The organism is Rhodococcus qingshengii JCM 15477, assembly GCF_023221595.1.
GTDB classification, from domain to species: Bacteria; Actinomycetota; Actinomycetes; order Mycobacteriales; family Mycobacteriaceae; genus Rhodococcus_F; species Rhodococcus_F qingshengii.
This window is the reverse complement of the sequence record NZ_CP096563.1, coordinates 1,433,697-1,454,198: the sequence shown is the minus strand read 5'-3', so window position 1 is coordinate 1,454,198 and position 20,502 is coordinate 1,433,697. Positions and strand designations below refer to the sequence as shown.

The following is a 20,502-nucleotide window of genomic DNA, read 5'->3' as shown; positions in this document are numbered from 1 at the left end:
GAACGCATAGCGCACGCAGGGCCGGATTTGTTACATCAGGTCATTTTGACCGATTTCAGTTCCTGCGTCAGCAGATCAGGGATGCAGGTGATCGACAACCGCAACCGGGTCGATGTGATCGACCGGCGCTGCAACCGAATCCTCGGCGAAGAGCGAGTGTTCGGTATCGGCGCTCAGACCCGAAGTGGAACCCGAACCGAAAGCATCGGTCGCATCGATCGACGACCACGGGTTCAGCGCACCGGTCAACGAACTCGTCAGGTCCGACACTCCGCTCACTGCTCCACCGGGGGATCCGCCCAGGTCAGCGACTCCGCCGCCGCCAACGGTACCGCCGCCGTCGACTGTGCCACCGGCAGCTGCGGCTGCGTCGGCACCGATCGAACCCGTCACGTCGGTGACTGCTCCGACAGCCCCGCCGAGCGATCCACCGAGATCGGTGACGCCGTTCAGTGCGCCGCCGAGCGACCCACCCAAACCAGCCGCAGCGTTCGTGGCCGCGTCGAGACCTGCTGTTGCGTCGAGACCTGCTGTTGCGTCCAGCGCGCCGCCCACAGTTGCTCCGAGGTCGCCGGTCACACCGCCGAGGTTCAGGCCTTCTGCCGCGATGCTTCCGAGGTCGACGGAAGGCAGTTCAGCGGAGATCGGGCCGAGGTTCACAGCGCCGAGGTCGACGGAGGGCAAGTCGGCACCGATCGAACCGGTGTCGATTCCGCCGAGGTTCAGTGCCGTGTCCAGCGCTCCACCGAGTGCACCTTCGGCACCGAGAACGCTGTCGAGAGAGCCCCCCAGCCCGAGGCCCGCGCCCAGCGCACCGTCCAGCGCGCCGGTCAGGTCCGTGCCCACGGAACCGACAGCACCCAAGCCGCCTGCACCTGCGAGGGCGGTGTCGAGAGCCGCAGCGACACCGGCTGCCAAGCCTGCTTCACCGCCCAGACCGAGTGCACCACCGAGGTCGATTCCGGTAAGTCCGCCTGCGCCCAGCGCTGCGTCGAGAGCGCCGCCGAGACCGCCCGCGAGCCCGGCATCGACGCCGAGTGCCGAACCGAGAACACCCTCGAGGGCCGTCGACAGATTCGCGCCTCCGGCCAGAGCTGCCGCGAGGTCTGCGCCGAGACCGCCTTCGAGGTCGAGTGCTCCCCCGAGCAGTCCACCGAGTGCGCCACCCAGGTCGGCTCCGACCGTTCCGCCGGCACCGAGGGCGCCGGAGAGTGCCGCGCTGAGCTGCGCGCCGAGGTCTGCTCCGCCGCCGAGTACGGCGTCGAGGTCGAGTCCGCCGCCGAGACCCAGTGCTGCGTCGAGTGCGCCGCCCAATGCAGTTTCCAGACCGCCGCCGACGCCGAGTGCTCCGCCGAGGGCGCCACTCAGGGCAGCACCGAGATCGAGGCCGCCCGCGATATCGGTGAGAACGCTGACATCCGTGATCGCGCCGAGGACGCCGCCGAGCGATGCACCCAGATCGGCGCCGATCGTGCCGCCGGCTCCCAGGACGCCCGAGAGCGCGCCGGACAATGCCGTGCTGAGGTCGCCTGTCAGAGCGCCGGCAAGATCCAGGCCGCCGCCGAGTGCAAGAGCGGATTCCAGTGCGCCGGTCAGGCTCGTGCCCAGTTCGCCGCCGATGTCAAGGAGACCGCTGAGGTCTGCTGCGCCGCCGAGGAGTCCACCGAGAGCCAGGCCGAGATCGGCTCCGAGGTCACCACCGATGGCGAATACGGGTGCGAGAGCTCCGCTGAGCCCTGCCGTCAGGTCGAGTCCGCCGACTGCGCCGATCGCGGCGTCGAGGGCTGCTCCCAGCTCCGCAGTCAGGCCGCCGGTCACACCGAGGGCGCCGCCCAGAGCCGCGCTGAGCTGTGCGCCCAGATCGAGAGCTCCTTCGAGATCGAGTGCGCCGCCCAAACCGAGACCGGCTTCGATCACAGCGCCGAAGGCTGCGCCGAGTTCGGCACTGATCTCGCCACCGATGGCAAGCGCAGCGCTGAGGGCTGCTGCGAAGTCGCCGACCAGGTCGAACTGGCCGCCGAGGGCGCCTCCGACTCCGATTCCTGCACCGGCGCCGAGACCCAGGCTGCCGCCGAGGCCACCACCGAGACCACCGGTGAGTCCACCACCGAGACCACCGCCGAGTCCGAGACCGCCGCCGATTGCACCGGCAGCGGACGCACCGGCGTTGACGATCGCGGACAGGTCGGCGCCACCACCGGCAAAGAGTCCGGACTCGGCGACCAGCGGAGCGACCGCGACGATGTCGGCGGGGCTGACGTCGCACAGACCGGCAGCATCGAGTGCCGCGGTCGGGTTGGCGCAGTAGTTGGCAGCTGCCTCGTCGTCACGAAGTAGCCCGAGGATGAATTCGAGTACGGCGTTCGTTGCCATGGCGGGTTCTCCTGAAGTTCGTTGACCGGGTTGTTGCCGGTGGGTAGTTGCCGGTGGTCCGGAAACTGGTGCGCTGCCAGAGGTAGCGAGTGGAATCAACGCTAAGAACTTTTGCGAGTGGGGCCAACGGGGAGCACCCCCCTCTTCTCCAGGGACAGGTGGGGAAGCCCCCCCATTGGGCTACGCCCGGTCGGAATAGGGGATTTGCCCCGATTAGGGGATCGGTCCCCTACTTCGTCGCGACGCCTCCGATCCGGTAACGATCTAGGTCCTGAAACCGACATCGCAGACAACCGCGACAGTCCTTCTGTCGCCCACGACCAGGGGAGTTCGTTCATGGCGGCAGGGCTCGGCATCAGCATCGGTTCGGCCACTCTCGTAGCTGTCACCGACGGCTCGACCGGTGAAACGCAACAGGTCCGCTTACCCAGTGCGCTGCAATTGGACGACGGATCCGTCATCACCGGATTTGTCGAGCGCGTCGGAGACCCGATTCCGATACTTGCCGCCGACGGTACCGAGTACCGCGGCGAGGCTCTCGCGGCGACAGCGGTCGGCGCACTGGTAGACCAGGCAGGCGGTAACGAAGGGCCAACTGTCGTCCTGGCTCACCCGGTGGGGTGGAACCGCCACACGGCACGCACCATGGAGTCCGCTCTGGACGACGTCGGAATTCACGGGGCGACTCTCGTCGCCGAACCCGCAGCCGTCATGGCGTGGCTCGCCGCTTCCGGAACTGTCGTCAGCGACGGTCTGACCGTCGTCTACGACCTCGGTGCTCGCTCGCTCGACGTCACGATGATGTCCACGACCGACGGACGAAGCGAGATCTTCGGTAAGCCGCTGCGCAGCGAGGACATCGGCGGCGACGAATTCGATCACCTCGTCACCGTTCACCTGCTCGATGCGGTTTCCGACCAGTTCGCAACCCTTGATCCCTTTGCACCCGAGACGATTGCAGCGCTGGAAACTCTGCGCGAGCATGCCCGCGCAGCCAAGGAGGAACTTTCCACCGAGACGGAAACCGTTGCCCGCGTGGCGCTTCCCGGTGCCGTCAGCGACGTTCGACTCGTTCGTTCCGAACTCGAAGATCTGATCCGGCCCGCCCTCACCGAATCGGTGGCATTGGTTCGCGAAAGCCTGCGATCTGCCGGCGTCGAGTCCAGTGACGTCAATCAGGTTGTCCTGGCCGGCGGAAGCTCGTCCATTCCCCTTGTCGCCGAACTACTGTCCGCGGAGCTTCGTGTCCCGGTGATCGCCGACGCCGATCCAGCGTCGTGCGCGGCGTCCGGCGCCGCGGCCCTCGCACTCGACGCCAGAGACTCGCAAGTACCGGCCGCCGCCACTGCAGTGATTCCCGCCGAGCCGTCTCGCAAGCCCGCACCAGTTCCCGCCTTCTCCACTCCGTTGCTTGCCGAGCCGACCGAAGAAGAGAACACGGCGACTCGACGCTCGTCGAGGGTCGGCGTCGTTGCTGCAGTGGTGGGAGCATTCATCGTGCTCGCCGCAGGCGGGCTCGGAATCGGAACTGCCATGGACAAGATCAACGTTCCGTCCAGTTCGGCGAACACCACCAGCGAGTCCACCTCCTCGACCGCTTCGACCACCGCGGGCTCTACTCCCGGCAGCACCACGGCAGCGGAAGCGGCAGGCACCGGATCCACGACTGCGAACAACGGCACTCGAAGCAATCAGCCCGGTTCTCCTGCTGCCGCAGGCGGCTCGACGACGGCGCCGGGGGCAGTTCCGGTTGCCGGCGCACCGGCGGGATCCTCGCCCGCACCGGGCGAGACCGCTCCGTCGGCGCCTGCACCTGCCGCACCCGGCGCCCCGGCGCCCGCACCTGCTCCCGCCCCGGCACCAGCACCCGCGCCTGGAGCCGGCGTCGGGACCGGTGTCGGTGACGCTGCGACCGGCATCGGAAACGGAGTCGGCGGTCTGGTCGACGGTGTCGGCAACGGAGTCGGCGGCGTGGTCGGAGGTCTCGGTAACGTCGTCGGTGGTGTCGGAAACGTGGTCGGTGGTGTCGTCGGCGGCGTCACCGCACCGATCCGCTGACCGGCGGTCTTTCGATGAACCGTGACAACGGCACCGAATCGTCGTTCATCGCAGGACTTTTGCGCGACGTCGACCTGACTGCATCGCCACTGCGCCTATTCGTCACCGGGACCGATGCCAGCGCTCGGCCCCAAGTGACGAGGGTTGTACGGAAGCGAATCGAATCGGGTGACAAGCCCGTGGTCACCGCAGTCACGCATGACGTCCCCGCCGACGCGATTGTGGTGATCGCGGACGCGCAAGCTCTGACCTCCGATGAAATCCGTGCCCTGAAAGAGCTTGTCCAACGTGACGACCTCGGAGTTGTCGTAGCCTCCGATCGGATCGATCCACCACTCGCACCGATCTACTCGAACATCTCGAGTTTCGGCACCGTGTTGCATCTGAACCCGTTGAACCGAAACGATATTCGGAAGATCGCGGCCGAGCGAAGAGTCCCGCTCGACGACCGCGCCGTGGTGGCGCTCGAGCATCTGTCCGGTGGTTCCTTCGGGGCGATCGAAGCGTACTTCGCCGCCGCCTCGGCAGGCCGCCTGGAAATGCCGAACGCCATACGCACACACATCCTCCACCAGGTCACCGCTCTGCATCCGATCGAGCGCGAGATCCTCGAAGTTTCACTCGCCGTCCCGGACATCGACGCCTTCGAGCTCGATCTGGGACAGGAGAAGTTCAGCCTCACAGCTGCATTCGACCGGGCACTGGCGACCGGACTGTTCGGTTCGCGATCACCACTCGTCGCGAGCGTGCTCGCCGAGTCGACGAGCACCGGGCGTATCCGCAGCGAGCTGATCAGAATCGTCGCATCACGCGCACACACGAGAACCCTCGATATCGACACAGCACGAAGACTTTTCGACTCCGGAATCCGCCACCGCGATCTCACGGGTGTACTACGAGACGCCGTCGAGGCGAGCACGCCGGCGGTCGCGGCAGATCTCTTTCGCCGCGTGAATTCGATCGAGCCTCTCGGCGTGGCCGACACGCTGCTGTACGCCCAGGTCTCGGCTCGCAGTGGTGACCTCGACACTGCCTGCCGTCTGGCCGATTCCGTCATCGCCGCACCCGATCTCGACGACGCGAGATTGGCTGCGGCGGTGCGAATCCGCGCAGCTTCGTCCGCAGCATGCGGCCAACTCGGCGCCGCTGCAGATCTCTACACCTGGCTGGGGCCAGGGCGCACCGGAAACGAATCCCCCTTCGCCGCAATCACTTTCCTCGGCATCGGCAAGGTCGATGACGCGAACGCGGCGCTCACCGGACACACCGGATCACCGTCGAGCTCGACGGTCGGCGCTACCACACTGGCCAACGGACTGATGCAATCGGTCACCGGGAGCGCACCGAGTGCGCTCAACACGATGTCGCGCGCACTCTCGCTCCCCGGCGGAGCCGACACATCTGAATTCCAGCCTGATTCCGCCCCGGCGCTGGTAGCTCTCGCACTCCTGCACAACGGCGCCCATGAACGGGCCGCCGCTGTCGTCACGTCCGCGATCGCCGCCGACGACGCAAGCAGCCACACGGGGGCGCGACTTCACCTTCTCGGCGCCTGGATCGCGATGGTCCGCGGGCAGGACACGATTCTCGAAGACCTACCGCAGGAGGTAGTCCGCGGCCCCCTCCGTGAGCGTGACGCACTGTTTCTGCATGCTCTGATCGTGGGTCTCGCTCGGCGTTCCGGCGATCTCGCCCAGCTGCGTCGAGCTTGGTCGGGCGCGGCAGGCACCCTCTCGTCCTGCAGCGTTGATCTGTTCAATCTGCTTCCCATCGGCGAACTGTGGCTTGCGGCAGTACGGCTCGAGGAGACCGAGCAGGTCGAGCATCTCGTCGACGACGCGCGCTCACTCCTCCGCGCGCTCGGCGAGCCGCCGCTGTGGTCGTCGCCGCTGCATTGGTACGGCGTCCAGGCGTCGATCCTCTCGCAGTCGCCGGCCGATCTCCTCCCACACGCCCATACACTCGCCGAATCAGCCAAAACTCACACTTACGCAGCCGGTTTGGCGATCGCCGGACGCCAGTGGCTCCTACTGATGCAAGGCAACGTCGACGCAGACGGTGTCGAAGCCGCCGCACGAACGCTCAGTCGGATCGGACTCCCGTGGGACGCCGCTCGCCTCGCCGGCGAAGCAGCGCTGCGCACCCCGGACACCAAATCGGCCACGGCACTGCTCCACGTTGCGCGCTCGCTACGCACAACGTCGACGGCCGAGACAAGTGCAACCGATACCGCCACAAGTGCGGCGCCACCGTCGGTGTTGACCGAGCGCGAACAAGAAGTTGCCGAACTCGTCGTCGTCGGACTGACGTATCGGGAAATCGGCGAACGCCTCTACATCTCCGCTAAAACCGTCGAGCACCATGTCGCACGCATCAAGCGGCGCGTCGGGGCGCAGTCTCGTTCGGAACTGCTCACCATCCTTCGCAGCATGACACCGCCGAACAAGTAGTTAGCTGCATATTGTCCAGGGGGTTGCGTATATCCGTTTAAGTGATAGTTTTCACAGGAATCAGGACATGCCTGCCGAGCAAAGTTCGGTAACTGTGAAACGGGGATCGCTATGAAGTGGGGAGTCGGACTCGCCGTCGGCAACAAACGAAGCATTGCTGCGATCGCGAGACCTGACTCGGAGCTGGTGACCCTCGAACGCGAATCGGTTCTGCACCACGCCCCCGACGGCACCGTGCAGCTAGGCGGAACCGCGGCGGGGTCCACCGGGTTGCGCGGGTTCCTCGACAGGGTCGGCACCGACGATACCGACAACTTCTCCGAGCACATGACGCGAGGGGAGGAACTGGTAGCGACAGCAATGTATTGCCTGGTCAAGGAAGTCCGAACACTCACCGATCAGAACCTGAACATCTCTGCGGTGATCCCCGCAGGTTGGTCGAGCGATTCCGTCGACGTACTGCGCGGCGCACTCGACAGCATGAATCTCGACGGCGTCGAACTGATTTCAGAAGATGAAGCCTCTGCGGCTTGGCTCGCGGATCCTGACGCCGACGACCGTGCTGCTCGCGGAGCCGCAGCGTTGGCCGCACCCTTCTCGATCACCTCTACCTGTCCCGAACCCCAGCCAACCGATTTTGCCGAGCCAGAGGACACCCCCGAAGAGTTTCCGCCGTTCGTTCTGATCGAACCGGAGCCGGAATCCGGCGTGGAGGCACCGGTCACGAAAGAACCGAGCATCGACGGTTGGCTGAATCGCCAGTGGCGGTCGGAGCGCCGACCGATCATCGCCGCAGCAGCCGCCGCAGTCTTTCTGACGGTGTCGGGTTGCGCGGCAGCGGTCATCATCGGACACATGACACACTCCGACCATTTCAGCACCCAGGATTCTCGACGCACAATCTTCCCTGTCCCCCGGGACGGACACAGCTGCCACCCCGACGAGTTCATCCGGGACAGGCACGCAATCAGCGACCTCACCCCCACCGGAAGTACCCGCTCTCGGCGCGCAGCCGACGGCGCAGTCGTGGGCATCCGAAGCGGAATCGACCTCATCCGAATCCCAGCCCATTCCGGTGAGTCCGGGCACCGGTACAGAGAAATCCACTACGGCGAACGTCCCCGCGCAACAGGGATCGCCGATCACCATCCAGATCGATCCCCTTCGGATCGAGAACCTGCCGCCGGTCGTCGGACCGCTGGATCCGGTCGATCCGGATACCCCGGACACTCCCGCCGTGACCGCCCCCACTGATACACAGACAACGCCGACGCAGCCGTCCAACCCGACCGACACAACCGATCCGGTGGTTCCGAATCCCGACATGCCCGTCATGCCATTTGCCCCGAGACCCGGAATGCCAAGTTAGACAGAATAATTCGACTTGCCGACAACAGGCACATATTCCTCGTCGAAACTTTTCCCCTATGGTGGGTGCGGTACCTACCGGCTCGGTGCCGGGGACTTGAAGGGATTTCATGCGTAACTCGTTGGCGATCCGCACCGCTGTGGTCGGCGCCTCGGCACTACTGCTCGCAGCTCCATTCACCACGACGGCATCGGCAGAGCCCGCCTCCGACACGCATGTCGAACAGCTCGGGGCAGATCAGCTTCCGGCTGAGCTGATCGAGGCGATCACACGCGATCTGAAGATCTCCCCACAGGAGTATCTGGACCGCGCTGCCAAAGCTCAGGAACTCGGTGCATACGCCCAGGAATTCAAGTCCGAGCGCCCTGGCGACTACGCCGGCTCGTGGATGGGACTCGACGGTCAACCCGTCGTAGCCGTCACCACCACCGAAGCTGCACGCATCGCGGCCGACGACGGTTACCGCACGCACGTCGCCCCCGTCTCCGCCGACACCCTCGAGAAGACGCTGGCCGACGTCAACGGATGGATTGCCGGGCTGCCCAAGGAAATCTCACGCGCAGTCAATTCGGCGACTATCGACGTCCTGAACAACCAGGTCGTCATCGACGTCGCGAACAGCCCCGTCGGGCAGGCGCTCAATCTTCCGACCCTGCTCGAGAACACCAAGATCGTTCTCAGCCCGGACGGTGGCGGATCGGTTGATCCCGGAGCACTCGGCGGCGACACCTACATCACGTCGACAGGCCCCATTCGCGAGACACCGACCGAGAACATCTCGGTCTGCTCGTTCGGGTTCAACGCCGTCGACGATCAGAACAATGCTCTCAATATCAGTGCCGGACACTGCAATCCGGCCGAGGGTTCGAAGTCGCCCGTCTACCTGCCGAATCACGCGAACGTCGACGACAGTCAGTTGATCGGAGCATTCTCACAGTCTTCCGTCGGCAACAACGCCGGCGATCTCGATTACTCGGTCATCAAGTTCGACCAGTCCGGCATCGACGCGGGCCTCGACCGTGCTGCCGTCCGCGGTGCCAACGGGACCACCCTCGCGATCACGGGAACAGCACGTCCCGTGATCGGCGCTCCCATCTGCAAGTCCGGCCAGACGTCGTCCTTCACCTGTGGTGTCGTGGCAGCCGATCGCGTCGAAACTCAACTGGTCATGGCGGACGGTGATTCACGAACCGTTCGCGGATTCGCCGGTACCGCGTGCACCCTCGCCGGGGACAGCGGCGGCGCCATCGTCTCCGGAACCTTGGCTCTGGGCATCACCAGCGGCTCCAACAGCAGCGGAGCACCCAGTTGCAACGAAGCGAACCTGGTACTGGCGACCTCCGGTGGAACCTCGAATCTGGGTATTCCGGTCGGAGACATCCTCGACGCGGCAGATCGCGCTTCCGGTGGCGGTGTCGGTGCCGGAATCCGCGTCCGCACTGCAGGTTGACCAACCACTGATTCACGCACTGTGCCCGCCGATCCGTTTCGCGATCGGCGGGCACAGTGCTGTTGTCGGTCGGGGTCAGCGCTGTCTGCTCATGTAACGGGTGGGAATAGCGCGTTCGAACCCATATAGTCATGGTCGACTGTGATCGGCTCACCACAAGTCCGTGAGCCGTATCCGTGTGCTCCCAGGGGGGTGGTACGCGGTCAACGAAGTGGAAAGGCCCACATGCGAAGCTCCATCGCACGTCGCGCCGCAGTGTTCGGTTCGGCCGCGCTGCTGCTCCTCGGACCGATCACCGCGGTCGCGAACGCAGAACCGAACGAATCCGGGGTATCCGATCAGGCAGCCCATCTGCCCGTCGAACTCGCCGAAGCCCTACAGCACGACTTGGCGCTGACGCCCGACCAGTTCGTCTCGCGTTCCGAACTCGCGCAGAAGCTCGCGGAGTTCGCCGCCATCGCGCGCGTCCAGTTTCCCGACTCTTTTGCCGGAGTGTGGCTCGACGACCTCGGCAAGGGCATCGTCGCTCTCGCCGACGGTCGCGACAAGGATGCTGCCCGCGAGGCCGCCGAGAAGGCCGGTTTCGAGGTCAAGGACGTCGCGCAGAGCGAGCAGGCTCTGCAAGGTCAACTCTCGGCACTCAACACCTGGCTCGATTCGCAGCCTGCCGAGGTCGCAGACCTCGTGCGTGGCATCGCCGTCGACGTCGTCGGCAACGGAGTCGCCCTCACGGCCGATCCTGCCGCCGGCATCGAATTGCCTGAATTCCTGAAGCGGACCGTCGTCCATACCGCTGCTCCGCTACTGGTTCCCCCGATCGTCGCGGACCTCATCCCCGCAACCGGATCCGCAACCGGCGACGCTGCACTGGGCGGAGACGCCTTCGGCGCAACCTCCGGTAACACAGGACTGCGTTGTTCATTCGGCTTCAACGGCACCGACGGTTCAGGACGCACAGTCAACATCAGCGCCGGTCACTGCGATCCCAACCGTGCCGCTGCCGGCACCTCGAACTCCAGCCAGGTCTTCCCGATGGTGAACAACCAGACCGGGCCCCGCGTCGGGTACTTCGCCAAGAGCAGCTTCGACGGGCGCGACTACTCGATCATCAACATCGACGACAACGCGAAGTACCGCTTCGAGAACAACAGCGTGCGGGTCCCGTTCAACCGCTCGGTCAACATCACCGGTACCGCCGATCCTGTCGTGGGCGCCCCGGTCTGCAAGGCAGGATCGACCACAGGCTTCAGCTGCGGCGTCGTCACCGGCGTCAACCGCGTCGCAAAGGTTTTGGATCACACCCTCGACAACGGCTTCACCACCAACATCTGCGTCCTGCAGGGTGACAGCGGTGGCCCGATCGTCTCCGGAACGTTGGCAGTGGGCATCACGAGTGCGTCCAACGTCGCCACCTCTCCCCTGTGCGAGATCGCTCAGGCAGAGACACTGTTCGGGCAAGAAGCCCCGACCCAGTACGCGACGCCGATCAACGACATCCTCGCCGCCAACCCAGGCCTGAAGGTTCGCGACTACTGATCACACGCATTCCTCGAGACAGCAAAACGGGCGCCACACCTTCTGAAGGTGTGGCGCCCGTTTCGGCGTTCGTGACGTTCTACTGGAAGAGAGTTGTTCCAGCCGGAGCGTTCAGAACCTTGATCAGGTCCAAGCCCGCGACGACGGCGGTTCCGCCACCGGCGAGGATGGTACCGGCGACTCCACCGATACCGGCCCCTGTGACCATGCCGGGCAGGCAGCCGACGACCAGGCCGGGCAGACCCACGATGCAACCGATGACCGCCCCGACGATCGTGCCGGTGAGGCTACCGATCTGCGTGGCAAGCCCGAGCTGTGACTGGAACTTCTCGATTGCCTTCTGATCCTCGTCAGGCGAAGCAACCGGGGTGAACTCGGCAGCGACCGGCTTCGGCTTGGAGCTGGCCGGGTCCAGGTTCGGCTTGAGGGTGAGGGTCTTGCCGTCCTCACTGACGGTCTCGTCGAACGGGAACTGAACGTCGCCGAGGTTGAACGCGAGCGGAAGACTCACGAGAGTTGCGCCCTGGCTGTTCTGCAAGTCGACGTGAGTTCCGTCGCCCGAGACCCGGAATGCTCCGGCGTCGATGGTGGTGACAACGGCCTGGTCGACGACCTCGGCGGTGTACGAAACGTCGGGTGACGTCTCCGGAGCTGCGTAAGAAGTACCTGCAGCGATGCCCGTAGCGGCAATGGTCATCGCTGCGACGGCCGCAGCTTTTCGAATGAACATTTTTGATCCTCCCCGGGATCGGGCGGGCGTCAGTCGATGACTCACACCACCCGTTTCCCCTGTGCGTGACGGGCGTAACGATAACAGCCGGTCGGTTGTTCTCACCTGCTCGGAACCCGAGTTAGGGCTGCCTGACAGATGGACACCTGACGGGCACCGCCTAACGTGACGACCAGACATGTCTGCGTCTGGCCCAGCCCGTCCGACGCAGAAGATTGATCTCTCCAGGCCACGAGCGGTTACCAGCCGGTACCTACAGGCTGGTAATGCTAGTTACTGGCGGGTAACATAACGCAGGTTAGTATCAGTGGGCTGTCCCGAGGTGGCCGACGCGTCGCCCTGAAACGAAAGGCCGCGACATGAATGCCCTGACGATTACGTTGGGCACGATTGGTGCTCTGCTGAGCTTGGTGTGTTGGTACATCTTCCTCTCAGGCGCGCTGAGGATGTTCAACACCGTGCGCATCGGCCAGTCGGCACCCGATCGATGGCGCCCGTTCTTCCCTCGCTTCAAGCAGATGATCATCGAGTTCATCGCGCACACGCGCATGAACAAGTTCCGCAGCGTCGGCTGGGCCCACTGGCTCGTCATGGTCGGCTTCCTCGGTGGGTTCCTGCTGTGGTTCGAGGCCTACGGCCAGACGTTCAACCCCGAGTTCCACTGGCCCATCTTCGGTAACACGTGGGCGTGGCACCTGTGGGACGAGATCCTCGGCCTGGGCACCGTCATCGGTATCACCACGCTGATCGTGATCCGTCAGCTCAACCACCCGCGTCTGCCCGCGCGCCTGTCCCGTTTCGGCGGCTCCAACTTCAAGGCTGCCTACGTCATCGAAGGCATCGTCCTGCTCGAGGGCCTGGGCATGATCATGGTCAAGGCAGGCAAGATCGCGACCTACGGTCACGCCAACCCGTGGACCGACTTCTTCACCATGCAGGTCGCGAAACTGCTTCCCGCCAGCCCCGTCATGATCTCGGTGTTCGCATTCGTGAAGCTGATGACCGGCATGATCTGGCTCGCGATCGTGGGCCGCAACATCACCTGGGGCGTCGCGTGGCACCGCTTCTCGGCGTTCTTCAACATCTACTTCAAGCGTGAAGACGACGGCACCGTCGCGCTCGGCGCGGCAAAGCCCATGATGTCCAAGGGCAAAGTCCTGACGATGGAGAACGTCGACCCCGACACCGACACTCTCGGCGCCGGAAACATCGAAGACTTCTCCTGGAAGGGCTGGCTGGACTTCACCACCTGCACCGAGTGCGGGCGTTGCCAGTCCCAGTGCCCTGCTTGGAACACCGGAAAGCCGCTCTCGCCCAAGCTGCTCATCATGTCGCTGCGTGACCACGGCTACGCCAAGGCCCCGTACCTGCTCGCTGGTGGACGCAAGGACATGGGCGGCGACGAGATCGGTCTCGTCGACAGCGAAGGCAATGTCAAGGAAGCCGCACTCGCAGCCATCCCCGAGGCCGCACGTCTCGAGGCCGACCGCAAGCTCGTCGGTGAAACCGTCGAAGGTGAGATGGCCCCGGTCATCGACGCCGAAACCTTGTGGAGCTGCACCAACTGCGGTGCCTGCGTCGAACAGTGCCCCGTCGACATCGAACACGTCGACCACATCATCGACATGCGTCGCTACCAGGTCCTGATCGAATCGGAGTTCCCCTCCGAGCTCGCCGGCCTGTTCAAGAACCTCGAGAACAAGGGCAACCCCTGGGGTCAGAACTCCAAGGATCGCCTCAACTGGATCAACGAGATGGACTTCGAGATCCCCGTCTTCGGCAAGGACGCCGACAGCTTCGAGGACTACGAGTACCTCTTCTGGGTCGGCTGCGCCGGCGCCTACGAAGACCGTGCCAAGAAGACCACCAAGGCCGTCGCCGAACTCCTCGCCACCGCGGGAGTGAAGTTCATGGTCCTCGGCGCCGACGAAACCTGCACCGGCGACTCCGCACGTCGCGCCGGCAACGAGTTCTTGTTCCAGCAGCTCGCGATGCAGAACATCGAGATGCTCAATTCGGTCTTCGACGGTATCGAGCAGAAGAAGCGCAAGATCGTCGTCACCTGTGCGCACTGCTTCAACGCCCTCGGCAACGAGTACCCGGAGGTGGGCGGCGACTACGAGGTCGTGCACCACACTCAGCTGCTCAACCGTCTGGTGCGCCAGAAGAAGCTGATCCCGGTTGCGTCCGTGAGCGAAGACGTCACCTACCACGACCCGTGCTTCCTCGGACGCCACAACAAGGTTTACGACGCTCCCCGTGAACTCATGGAAGCCTCAGGCTCCAAGCTCGTCGAAATGCCGCGTCACGGCGAACGTTCCATGTGCTGTGGTGCCGGTGGTGCTCGCATGTGGATGGAAGAGAACATCGGCAAGCGCATCAACGTCGACCGCGTCGACGAAGCGCTCTCCACCAACCCCAAGAAGATCGCCACGGGTTGCCCGTTCTGCCGCGTCATGCTCACCGACGGCGTCACTGCCCGCCAGGAGCAAGGCCAGGGCGAAGGCGTCGAGGTCGTCGACGTCGCGCAGCTGATGCTGAACTCCGTCACCCGCCTCGATCCCGCCCAGCTCGGCGAGAACATCAAGGTGATCCCGCGCGAGAAGGCACCGGTCGCTGCTGAGGCAAAGGCTGAGACCGTCGAGCAGGATCGGGTCGCCGAAGTCGAGGAAGCCGCCGCGACTCCGGAAGCCAAGGCTGCACCGGCAGGCAAGGGTCTGGCCATGAAGGGCCTCGCCAAAGCACCAGGTGCAAAAGCTCCCGGTGCCAAGGCACCCGGCAAGGGGCTCGGAATGGCCGGCGGGGCAAAGGCTCCCGGCGCCAAGAAAGCGGCTCCCGCCGCAAGCGCGGAAGCTCCCGCTGACGAAGCTGCTGCACCGGCAGCACCTGTCGCAAAGCCCAAGGGTCTCGGCTTGGCAGGCGGGGCCAAGGCTCCCGGCGGCAAGGGACTGCAGATGAAGGGCGCCGCCAAGGCACCCGGAGCAAAGGCCGCTGCCGCGCCGGCAGCGGAAGCTCCGGCTGCTGAGGCTGCTGCACCCGAAGCTGCTGCACCCGTCGCCAAGCCGAAGGGTCTGGGCCTGGCGTCCGGCGCCAAGGCACCCGGCGGCAAGGGACTGCAGATGAAGGGCGGGGCCAAGGCTCCTGGAGCAAAGGCTGCTCCTGCTTCTGAAGCACCTGCTGCTGCTCCGGCAGAGGCTCCGGCCGCACCGGCAGAGGCTCCGGCCGCCGAGGCGGAAGCCCCGAAGGCTCCGCCTGCCGCCAAGGCCGGCGGACTCGGATTCAAGTCGGGCGCAAAGGCTCCCGGCGCTCGGAAGGCAGCTCCCGCTGCGGCCCCGGCGCCGGCTGCTGAGGCCCCGGCTCCCGAGGCCGAACCTGTGAAGGCAGAACCCGCTGAAGCGCCTGCTGAGGCGTCCGCACCCGCGGAAGCTCCGGCGCCTGCTGCCGCGCCGCCCGCCCCCAAGGCAGGCGGACTCGGATTCAAGGCCGGCGCGAAGGCTCCTGGCCGCAAGAAGTAAGCGCACCACACGCGAATGCCCTCACCGTCACGGTGAGGGCATTCGTGTTTGTGCGGGAGCCTTTGCCGACCGAACACCCTTTCCCTCGACCCAACACACCGTCCAGCACACGGAAACCGGTGCTCGCCCTGTGCAAGTGGTGCTCACTCCCCCGCCAACTCGAGGCCGGCGTGTCAATCGGCGACAAGCATCACCGCACCGCGCGCACGCCCGACGCCCCTTTCCTGCTGCCGGCCGATGACGTATCGTCCCGGAGCGATGCCGGTCGCGCCGTGCTCCGGGTGGATGAGGTACGCGGTCACTCGGGTGTCGAGCATGCCGAGTGCAAGGCCCCGAGCATCTTTCACCGGCGTCGACCACGTGCACTCCCCTTCGTCTGCAACCAGACTGTGGGGGTTCCCTCCCGCCGCACTTCGCAGCAGTTCCACGCCGGAGAGCGGCACTCTCACAGAGCGTGTCCATGGCAGAGGCGCCACGATATTTGCGAGCAGCGAAAACGGGACCACGATGAGATCGCCTTGCGCCTGAAGTCCGTCGATCACAGGAATGGACACTTCCTGGTCCAGGTAGTCGAAGACATCCAGGCCGGTGAGGGTGGTGAGAGCGGACAAGGTCATGTTCGAGTTCATAAGTATCACCCAGGGTTTGAGGATTGAGGGTAGAGGGTTCGGGATTCAGGTTCGACGAACGAGACGGGAATAGTCGGTACCGGTGATGCCGTAAGTCCATCCGGCGGCATCCAACGCGGAGGTAAACCATCCGGGTACGTGAAGGCCGTATCGACGCCGATGCCCGTCGCGTTCGAGAGAACCGTTGACCGCGAGGAGAATCCGTCCACTTCGACCCCAGCCCTCCGGCGACGCGTAGAGCTGCAGCAGGCAACCGGCGTTACCGGGATCGTCGGTTTGGTCGACCAGTGTCAGGCCCGCCAGCTCGATGTAGGAATCCCAGCCGATCCGCTCGATTGCACATCGACGGATCTCGACGTTGCGCTCGTGCGCGATGCGTTCGGCGGTGGGGTCGAGCACTACCCACTCTGGAACGATCGCTCCGTGTAGAACGAACGCCGTTGTACCGTCTACGAATTCGATTGCGGGGGAATCAGAATGATGCAAGCGCCGTGCTCCCTGCGCGCTGCCCGGAATCGGTTCGGCATGTAAGGCGGTGGGTCGTTCCGCCATGATGCACACGTCGTCGAACGCCCACCACCACCCGGTCGAGTCGGCCAGTGCGGTCTGCACGTCGAGGAGTTCACGGTCTTCCGAGCGGAAAGTCGCAAGACCGAATCGATGACATGTGTCGTAGTACGCGATTCGATGTGCGTCCTGCTGCCCGTACCAGGTCACTTCCCCGGCCACCGGGGTCAACATCGTTCGTATCGCAGCTGCGACGCCGTCGAACAGCGTGGTGTGCAACGATTCCCAAATGGACGCCCTGATCAAGCGCTCCCCCTGCCGGCGTTCCATCTGCCAGCCAGTTCTCCGACATTCGATTCGCGCGTCCATGCGTCGGCGCGATGCCGCAAACATGCTCGCGATATACCCGGAAGCGCAGTCGAGGCCGGTGCCGTCCAATGACATCTTGGTCGACAGTCCTTCGGTGACGATCAGGTCCGAACCAGCAGACGGCGACGGGACCCAGACGAACTCCGGTTTCGGGAGCCCGGAGCGCCGATACAGTTGCGCGACAGAGGCTTCTGCGGTGTTTCGATCAGCAGGACGAGTACACAATCCGCGTTCGAGCCACACGTCGCGGATCTTTTCCAGGGCCAGACTGTCTTCATCGAAGAGATTGAAGTTCTCGGGCAATGTCGCTCGATGTGATGCCGACGAGCGAATCGGTGCGGCGCTCACGCGACGGTGGCGGTGTCCGCCTTTCCTGTAGTCATAGTTGAACAGCCTGGCACGCGAACGCTCCGGACGCAAGGGTTTCCTAGAGCGCGACACCGGGAACCTGCCACCGTTTCCCCATACCGAACACCCTCTCCAGCGACGCGAAACCGGTTCGAACTGTGGACAAGTGGTGTTCACTCACGGCTATCCACACCCCCGGGGTCACGGCTTCCTTTCCAGCGCCGGGCACAGCAAGATCGATCGACATGGGGGAACAGACACATATCATCCGCAGGCCGGACCAACTGTCGATCGGTCGCACCGATGCCGAGATCCGACAGGCCTGCGCTAGTGGAACCTGGGCCAGAATCCATCGTGGTGCGTACGTGGACAGCGGCCACCTGTCCCGCCTCGACGCATACGGACGACATCGATTACGGGCAGAGGCCGTGGCCTGCGCCGCTTCACCCGGTGCCACTGTCAGCCACGTCTCGGCTGCGGTTCTGCACGGTTTCGAACTCTGGAACACTCCGCTCGAGGTCGTTCACCTGTCCCGGAACCGGCGAGGTGGTGGCCGAAAGTCCGCCCGACGTCACGTGCACTCGACATGGCTGGCGGACAACGAGATCACCGAAGTCGATGGGCTGCGCGTCACGACTCCGGCACGAACAGTTGCGGATCTCGCGAGGACACTCACTTTCGAACAGGCTCTCGTCGTGGGCAATTCAGCGTTGCACCGTTCAAGGTTAACCAAGGACGCGGTTGCAGCCTCGCTGGCACTCAGCCCGAACCATCCGCGCCATCGACATGCGCTCCACGCGCTCACCGCGATGGACTCCCGTATCGAAAGCGTCGGTGAATCACGGAGCCTCGCATTGTTCCTGCACGAACACCTGCCGCTCCCCGAACCCCAGGTCGACATCCACGACGCTCGAGGGTTCGCCGGCCGCGTCGACTTCCTGTGGCGTGAGCAGCGCACCATCGGAGAGTTCGACGGCCGCATCAAGTACGGCCGACTGGTGCCCGCCGGTCGCAGCCCCGAGGACGCGCTCTGGAACGAGAAGCTCCGCGAAGACCGACTCCGTGACGCAGGGTGGGAGGTCGCGAGGTGGACGTGGGCCGACCTGTCGACCCCGTCACTGGTGGCAAGTCGGATCCTGGCGGCCTTCGCGCGCAGCCACGGGGCCGTCAGCTACTGATCGCAGGCTTCCACAGCTCGAGCGTCGGAATGCCGGGTGGAGTGAATCCGAGCACCTGCCCGTAGAAGGACAGCTCGGCGTTGCGTGAGCTGATGATGGTCGACTGCTTGCGGAATCCGTGAGATTCACCCTCGTAGGCCAGGTACGCGTGCGGAATGCCCTTGGCCACCAGAGCATCCCGGAATCGCTCCGCCTGCGAGGGTGGCACGATCGGATCGTCGAGACCCTGGAGAAGCAACACCGGGCAGTTCAACCCGTCGACGTTGTTGAGTGGAGCACGTTCCGCGTACAGGTCGGCAGATTCCGGCAGCGGGCCGATCAAACCGTCGACGTAACGCGATTCGAAATCGTGAGTTTCCTGCACGAACAGGTCCAGTTCAGCCACGCCGAAATAGGAAGCACCACAAGCGAACACGTCGGACGTCGTCAGTGCGGCCAGAACGGTCCAACCACCGGCAGATCCGCCTTCGATGGCAAGGCGGGCCGGATCGGCGAGCCCCTGCTCGGCCAACCCGTTGACGGCGGTGACGACGTCCTGCACGTCGACGACACCCCACTGACCGCGCAATCGATTACGGTACTCACGCCCGTAACCGGTCGACCCGCCGTAATTCACATCGACGACACCGATTCCGCGGCTGGTGAAGAAGGCGTAGACGAGGTTGAGGGCCGGTGCGACGTGCGCCGTCGGCCCACCGTGAACAAACGCGACATACGGCGGTCGTTCATCGTCGAGCCCTTTATATCGCGGACTGCGCGGCGGATACGCAACGGCGTGAACTTCTCGCCCGTGTCCGTGAGCCACGACGGCTCGCGCTTCCGGAAGGTAGGCAGACTCGGGCAATTCTTCGACCGACGAACGGATTTCGGTGAGTTCGCCGGTACCGAGGTCCAGTTCACGTAGCGCGCCCGCCAGTTTCGCGCCTCCCGAGATGAGCAGTAACCGATCGCCGCGAACTTGCATGAGGCCGATGCTGGTGACACCCGGGGTCGCGATGTCACGCAGTTCCCCCGACGCCGGGTCGAGTACCGCCAGCGTGTCGGTTCCGACGGTGCGTGCGGTGAGAAGGTGCCCGTTGCCGAGTTCGACGAACCAGCGCCCACCGAAGCGCCACTGCGGGCCACCGAAATCCGCGTTCACCGGGCAAATCGGGCTGATCTTGCCGCCGACGCGATAGATGTTCCACCAGCCGCTGCGATCGCTGATTGCGTAGAGTTCGTCGTCGGTGATCCACTCCGGCTGCAGGACGGACTCTTCAAGTCCGCCGATCAGCACGGAATACGCCTGAGCGACGCCGTCGACGAGTGGAGCTACCCGCAGTTCGGTACCGTCCCAGGGCATTTGCGGATGGTTCCATGCGATCCAGGCGATCTTGGTTCCACTCGGCGAAAGCCTCGGTGACGAGAGGAAGTCCGAGCCGCCGACGATCGAGCGGATGTTGCCGGAACCGTCCAGCGGAATCGCGCAGATATCGCGAGTGATCGCCCCGTCCTCCGCGTGCGCTTCCCGAACCGCCCACACCTCGCCGTTCACGATCTGCAGGTCTGCGTATCGCCACGCGGCCGGCGACGCCGGTTCGGGCGTCAGAGCCCGTGGAGTGACTCCTTCGAGGATGTACACCCGTTGATCGGAGAATTCACTGAAGACCAGTTTTCCGGACTCGGTGACCGTCCAGGCGCCACCGCCGTACTCGTGAACCCTGGTTCGCGCGTTCCACGGCGCGGGGAGGATGTCGACGGGTTGGTTGTCGAGACCAGATCGACGGATCGAGGTCCGACCACCCTCGGTCGGACGAAGTTCAGCCCACCAGATCTCGTCACCGACGTATCGTCCACCCTCGACAGGATGCCCACCTGCAGCCAGATCAGCTGCTCCGATCGGAGAAGTCCACGATCCGTACGGGGCTGCAATCTGCTCGCTGGGGGTCATCGCTCGACAATAGCCAACGGGGCGTGCGACACGGTCCCCGACAATGCACTTGCACAGTGG

Annotated in this window: 12 protein-coding genes; 7 read left to right on the top strand and 5 right to left on the bottom strand. The window is 64.7% G+C overall.

Features of this window, described 5'->3' with window-relative positions:
• Window positions 1–75: 75 nt before the first annotated feature.
• A complete protein-coding gene (locus M0639_RS06650; RefSeq protein ID WP_064074631.1) occupies window positions 76–2,373 on the bottom strand; it encodes an IniB N-terminal domain-containing protein in 2,298 nt (765 codons plus the stop codon).
• Window positions 2,374–2,709: 336 nt separating this feature from the next.
• Between M0639_RS06650 and M0639_RS06645 the strand changes: the two genes are divergently transcribed.
• The 5 genes from M0639_RS06645 to M0639_RS06625 all read left to right on the top strand — a co-directional run bounded on the left by M0639_RS06645 (window position 2,710) and on the right by M0639_RS06625 (window position 11,236).
• Window positions 2,710–4,431 carry an Hsp70 family protein gene (locus M0639_RS06645; protein ID WP_064074630.1) on the top strand — a complete coding sequence of 574 codons (1,722 nt, stop codon included), beginning with the start codon at window positions 2,710–2,712 and terminating at the stop codon, window positions 4,429–4,431.
• A gap of 14 nt (window positions 4,432–4,445) precedes the next feature.
• The gene (locus M0639_RS06640) at window positions 4,446–6,881 is read left to right on the top strand and encodes a LuxR C-terminal-related transcriptional regulator (RefSeq protein WP_064074629.1); all 2,436 of its coding nucleotides are present in this window, start codon (window positions 4,446–4,448) and stop codon (window positions 6,879–6,881) included.
• A 111-nt stretch (window positions 6,882–6,992) separates the two neighbouring features.
• Window positions 6,993–8,135: a hypothetical protein gene (locus M0639_RS06635; RefSeq protein ID WP_231915010.1), complete on the top strand. Its 1,143-nt coding sequence runs from the start codon at window positions 6,993–6,995 to the stop codon at window positions 8,133–8,135.
• Window positions 8,136–8,359: 224 nt separating this feature from the next.
• Window positions 8,360–9,700 carry a S1 family peptidase gene (locus M0639_RS06630; protein WP_054187118.1) on the top strand — a complete coding sequence of 447 codons (1,341 nt, stop codon included), beginning with the start codon at window positions 8,360–8,362 and terminating at the stop codon, window positions 9,698–9,700.
• A 225-nt stretch (window positions 9,701–9,925) separates the two neighbouring features.
• Entirely contained in the window at window positions 9,926–11,236 is a 1,311-nt protein-coding gene (locus M0639_RS06625; protein ID WP_054187117.1) for a S1 family peptidase, read from the top strand.
• 79 nt (window positions 11,237–11,315) lie between these two features.
• Here M0639_RS06625 and M0639_RS06620 read toward each other — a convergent pair whose 3' ends face one another.
• Window positions 11,316–11,966 carry a DUF8020 domain-containing protein gene (locus tag M0639_RS06620; RefSeq protein WP_003943407.1) on the bottom strand — a complete coding sequence of 217 codons (651 nt, stop codon included), beginning with the start codon at window positions 11,964–11,966 and terminating at the stop codon, window positions 11,316–11,318.
• Between the two features lie 359 nt (window positions 11,967–12,325).
• Between M0639_RS06620 and M0639_RS06615 the strand changes: the two genes are divergently transcribed.
• The gene (locus tag M0639_RS06615; protein WP_063314856.1) at window positions 12,326–15,481 is read left to right on the top strand and encodes a (Fe-S)-binding protein; all 3,156 of its coding nucleotides are present in this window, start codon (window positions 12,326–12,328) and stop codon (window positions 15,479–15,481) included.
• 173 nt (window positions 15,482–15,654) lie between these two features.
• On the opposite strand, the gene M0639_RS06610 is transcribed toward M0639_RS06615, so the two are convergent.
• Together M0639_RS06610 and M0639_RS06605 are read right to left on the bottom strand one after the other, a co-directional pair.
• Window positions 15,655–16,110 carry a hypothetical protein gene (locus M0639_RS06610; RefSeq protein ID WP_064074628.1) on the bottom strand — a complete coding sequence of 152 codons (456 nt, stop codon included), beginning with the start codon at window positions 16,108–16,110 and terminating at the stop codon, window positions 15,655–15,657.
• 45 nt (window positions 16,111–16,155) lie between these two features.
• Window positions 16,156–17,334: a DUF6745 domain-containing protein gene (locus M0639_RS06605; protein ID WP_054825808.1), complete on the bottom strand. Its 1,179-nt coding sequence runs from the start codon at window positions 17,332–17,334 to the stop codon at window positions 16,156–16,158.
• 245 nt (window positions 17,335–17,579) lie between these two features.
• On the opposite strand from M0639_RS06605, the gene M0639_RS06600 reads away from it, so the two are divergent.
• Entirely contained in the window at window positions 17,580–18,512 is a 933-nt protein-coding gene (locus tag M0639_RS06600; RefSeq protein WP_064074627.1) for a hypothetical protein, read from the top strand.
• Here the strand turns inward: M0639_RS06600 and M0639_RS06595 are convergent.
• Window positions 18,502–20,442 carry a S9 family peptidase gene (locus M0639_RS06595; protein WP_042452248.1) on the bottom strand — a complete coding sequence of 647 codons (1,941 nt, stop codon included), beginning with the start codon at window positions 20,440–20,442 and terminating at the stop codon, window positions 18,502–18,504. The two genes, M0639_RS06600 and M0639_RS06595, sit on opposite strands and share 11 nt — an antisense overlap.
• Window positions 20,443–20,502 lie beyond the last annotated feature (60 nt).

Coding starts and splice junctions, on each gene's coding strand:
- M0639_RS06650 (WP_064074631.1), bottom strand. CDS start 2,373: ATGGCAACGAACGCCGTACTCGAATTCATCCTCGGGCTACTTCGTGAC.
- M0639_RS06645 (WP_064074630.1), top strand. CDS start 2,710: ATGGCGGCAGGGCTCGGCATCAGCATCGGTTCGGCCACTCTCGTAGCT.
- M0639_RS06640 (WP_064074629.1), top strand. CDS start 4,446: ATGAACCGTGACAACGGCACCGAATCGTCGTTCATCGCAGGACTTTTG.
- M0639_RS06635 (WP_231915010.1), top strand. CDS start 6,993: ATGAAGTGGGGAGTCGGACTCGCCGTCGGCAACAAACGAAGCATTGCT.
- M0639_RS06630 (WP_054187118.1), top strand. CDS start 8,360: ATGCGTAACTCGTTGGCGATCCGCACCGCTGTGGTCGGCGCCTCGGCA.
- M0639_RS06625 (WP_054187117.1), top strand. CDS start 9,926: ATGCGAAGCTCCATCGCACGTCGCGCCGCAGTGTTCGGTTCGGCCGCG.
- M0639_RS06620 (WP_003943407.1), bottom strand. CDS start 11,966: ATGTTCATTCGAAAAGCTGCGGCCGTCGCAGCGATGACCATTGCCGCT.
- M0639_RS06615 (WP_063314856.1), top strand. CDS start 12,326: ATGAATGCCCTGACGATTACGTTGGGCACGATTGGTGCTCTGCTGAGC.
- M0639_RS06610 (WP_064074628.1), bottom strand. CDS start 16,110: ATGAACTCGAACATGACCTTGTCCGCTCTCACCACCCTCACCGGCCTG.
- M0639_RS06600 (WP_064074627.1), top strand. CDS start 17,580: ATGGGGGAACAGACACATATCATCCGCAGGCCGGACCAACTGTCGATC.
- M0639_RS06595 (WP_042452248.1), bottom strand. CDS start 20,442: ATGACCCCCAGCGAGCAGATTGCAGCCCCGTACGGATCGTGGACTTCT.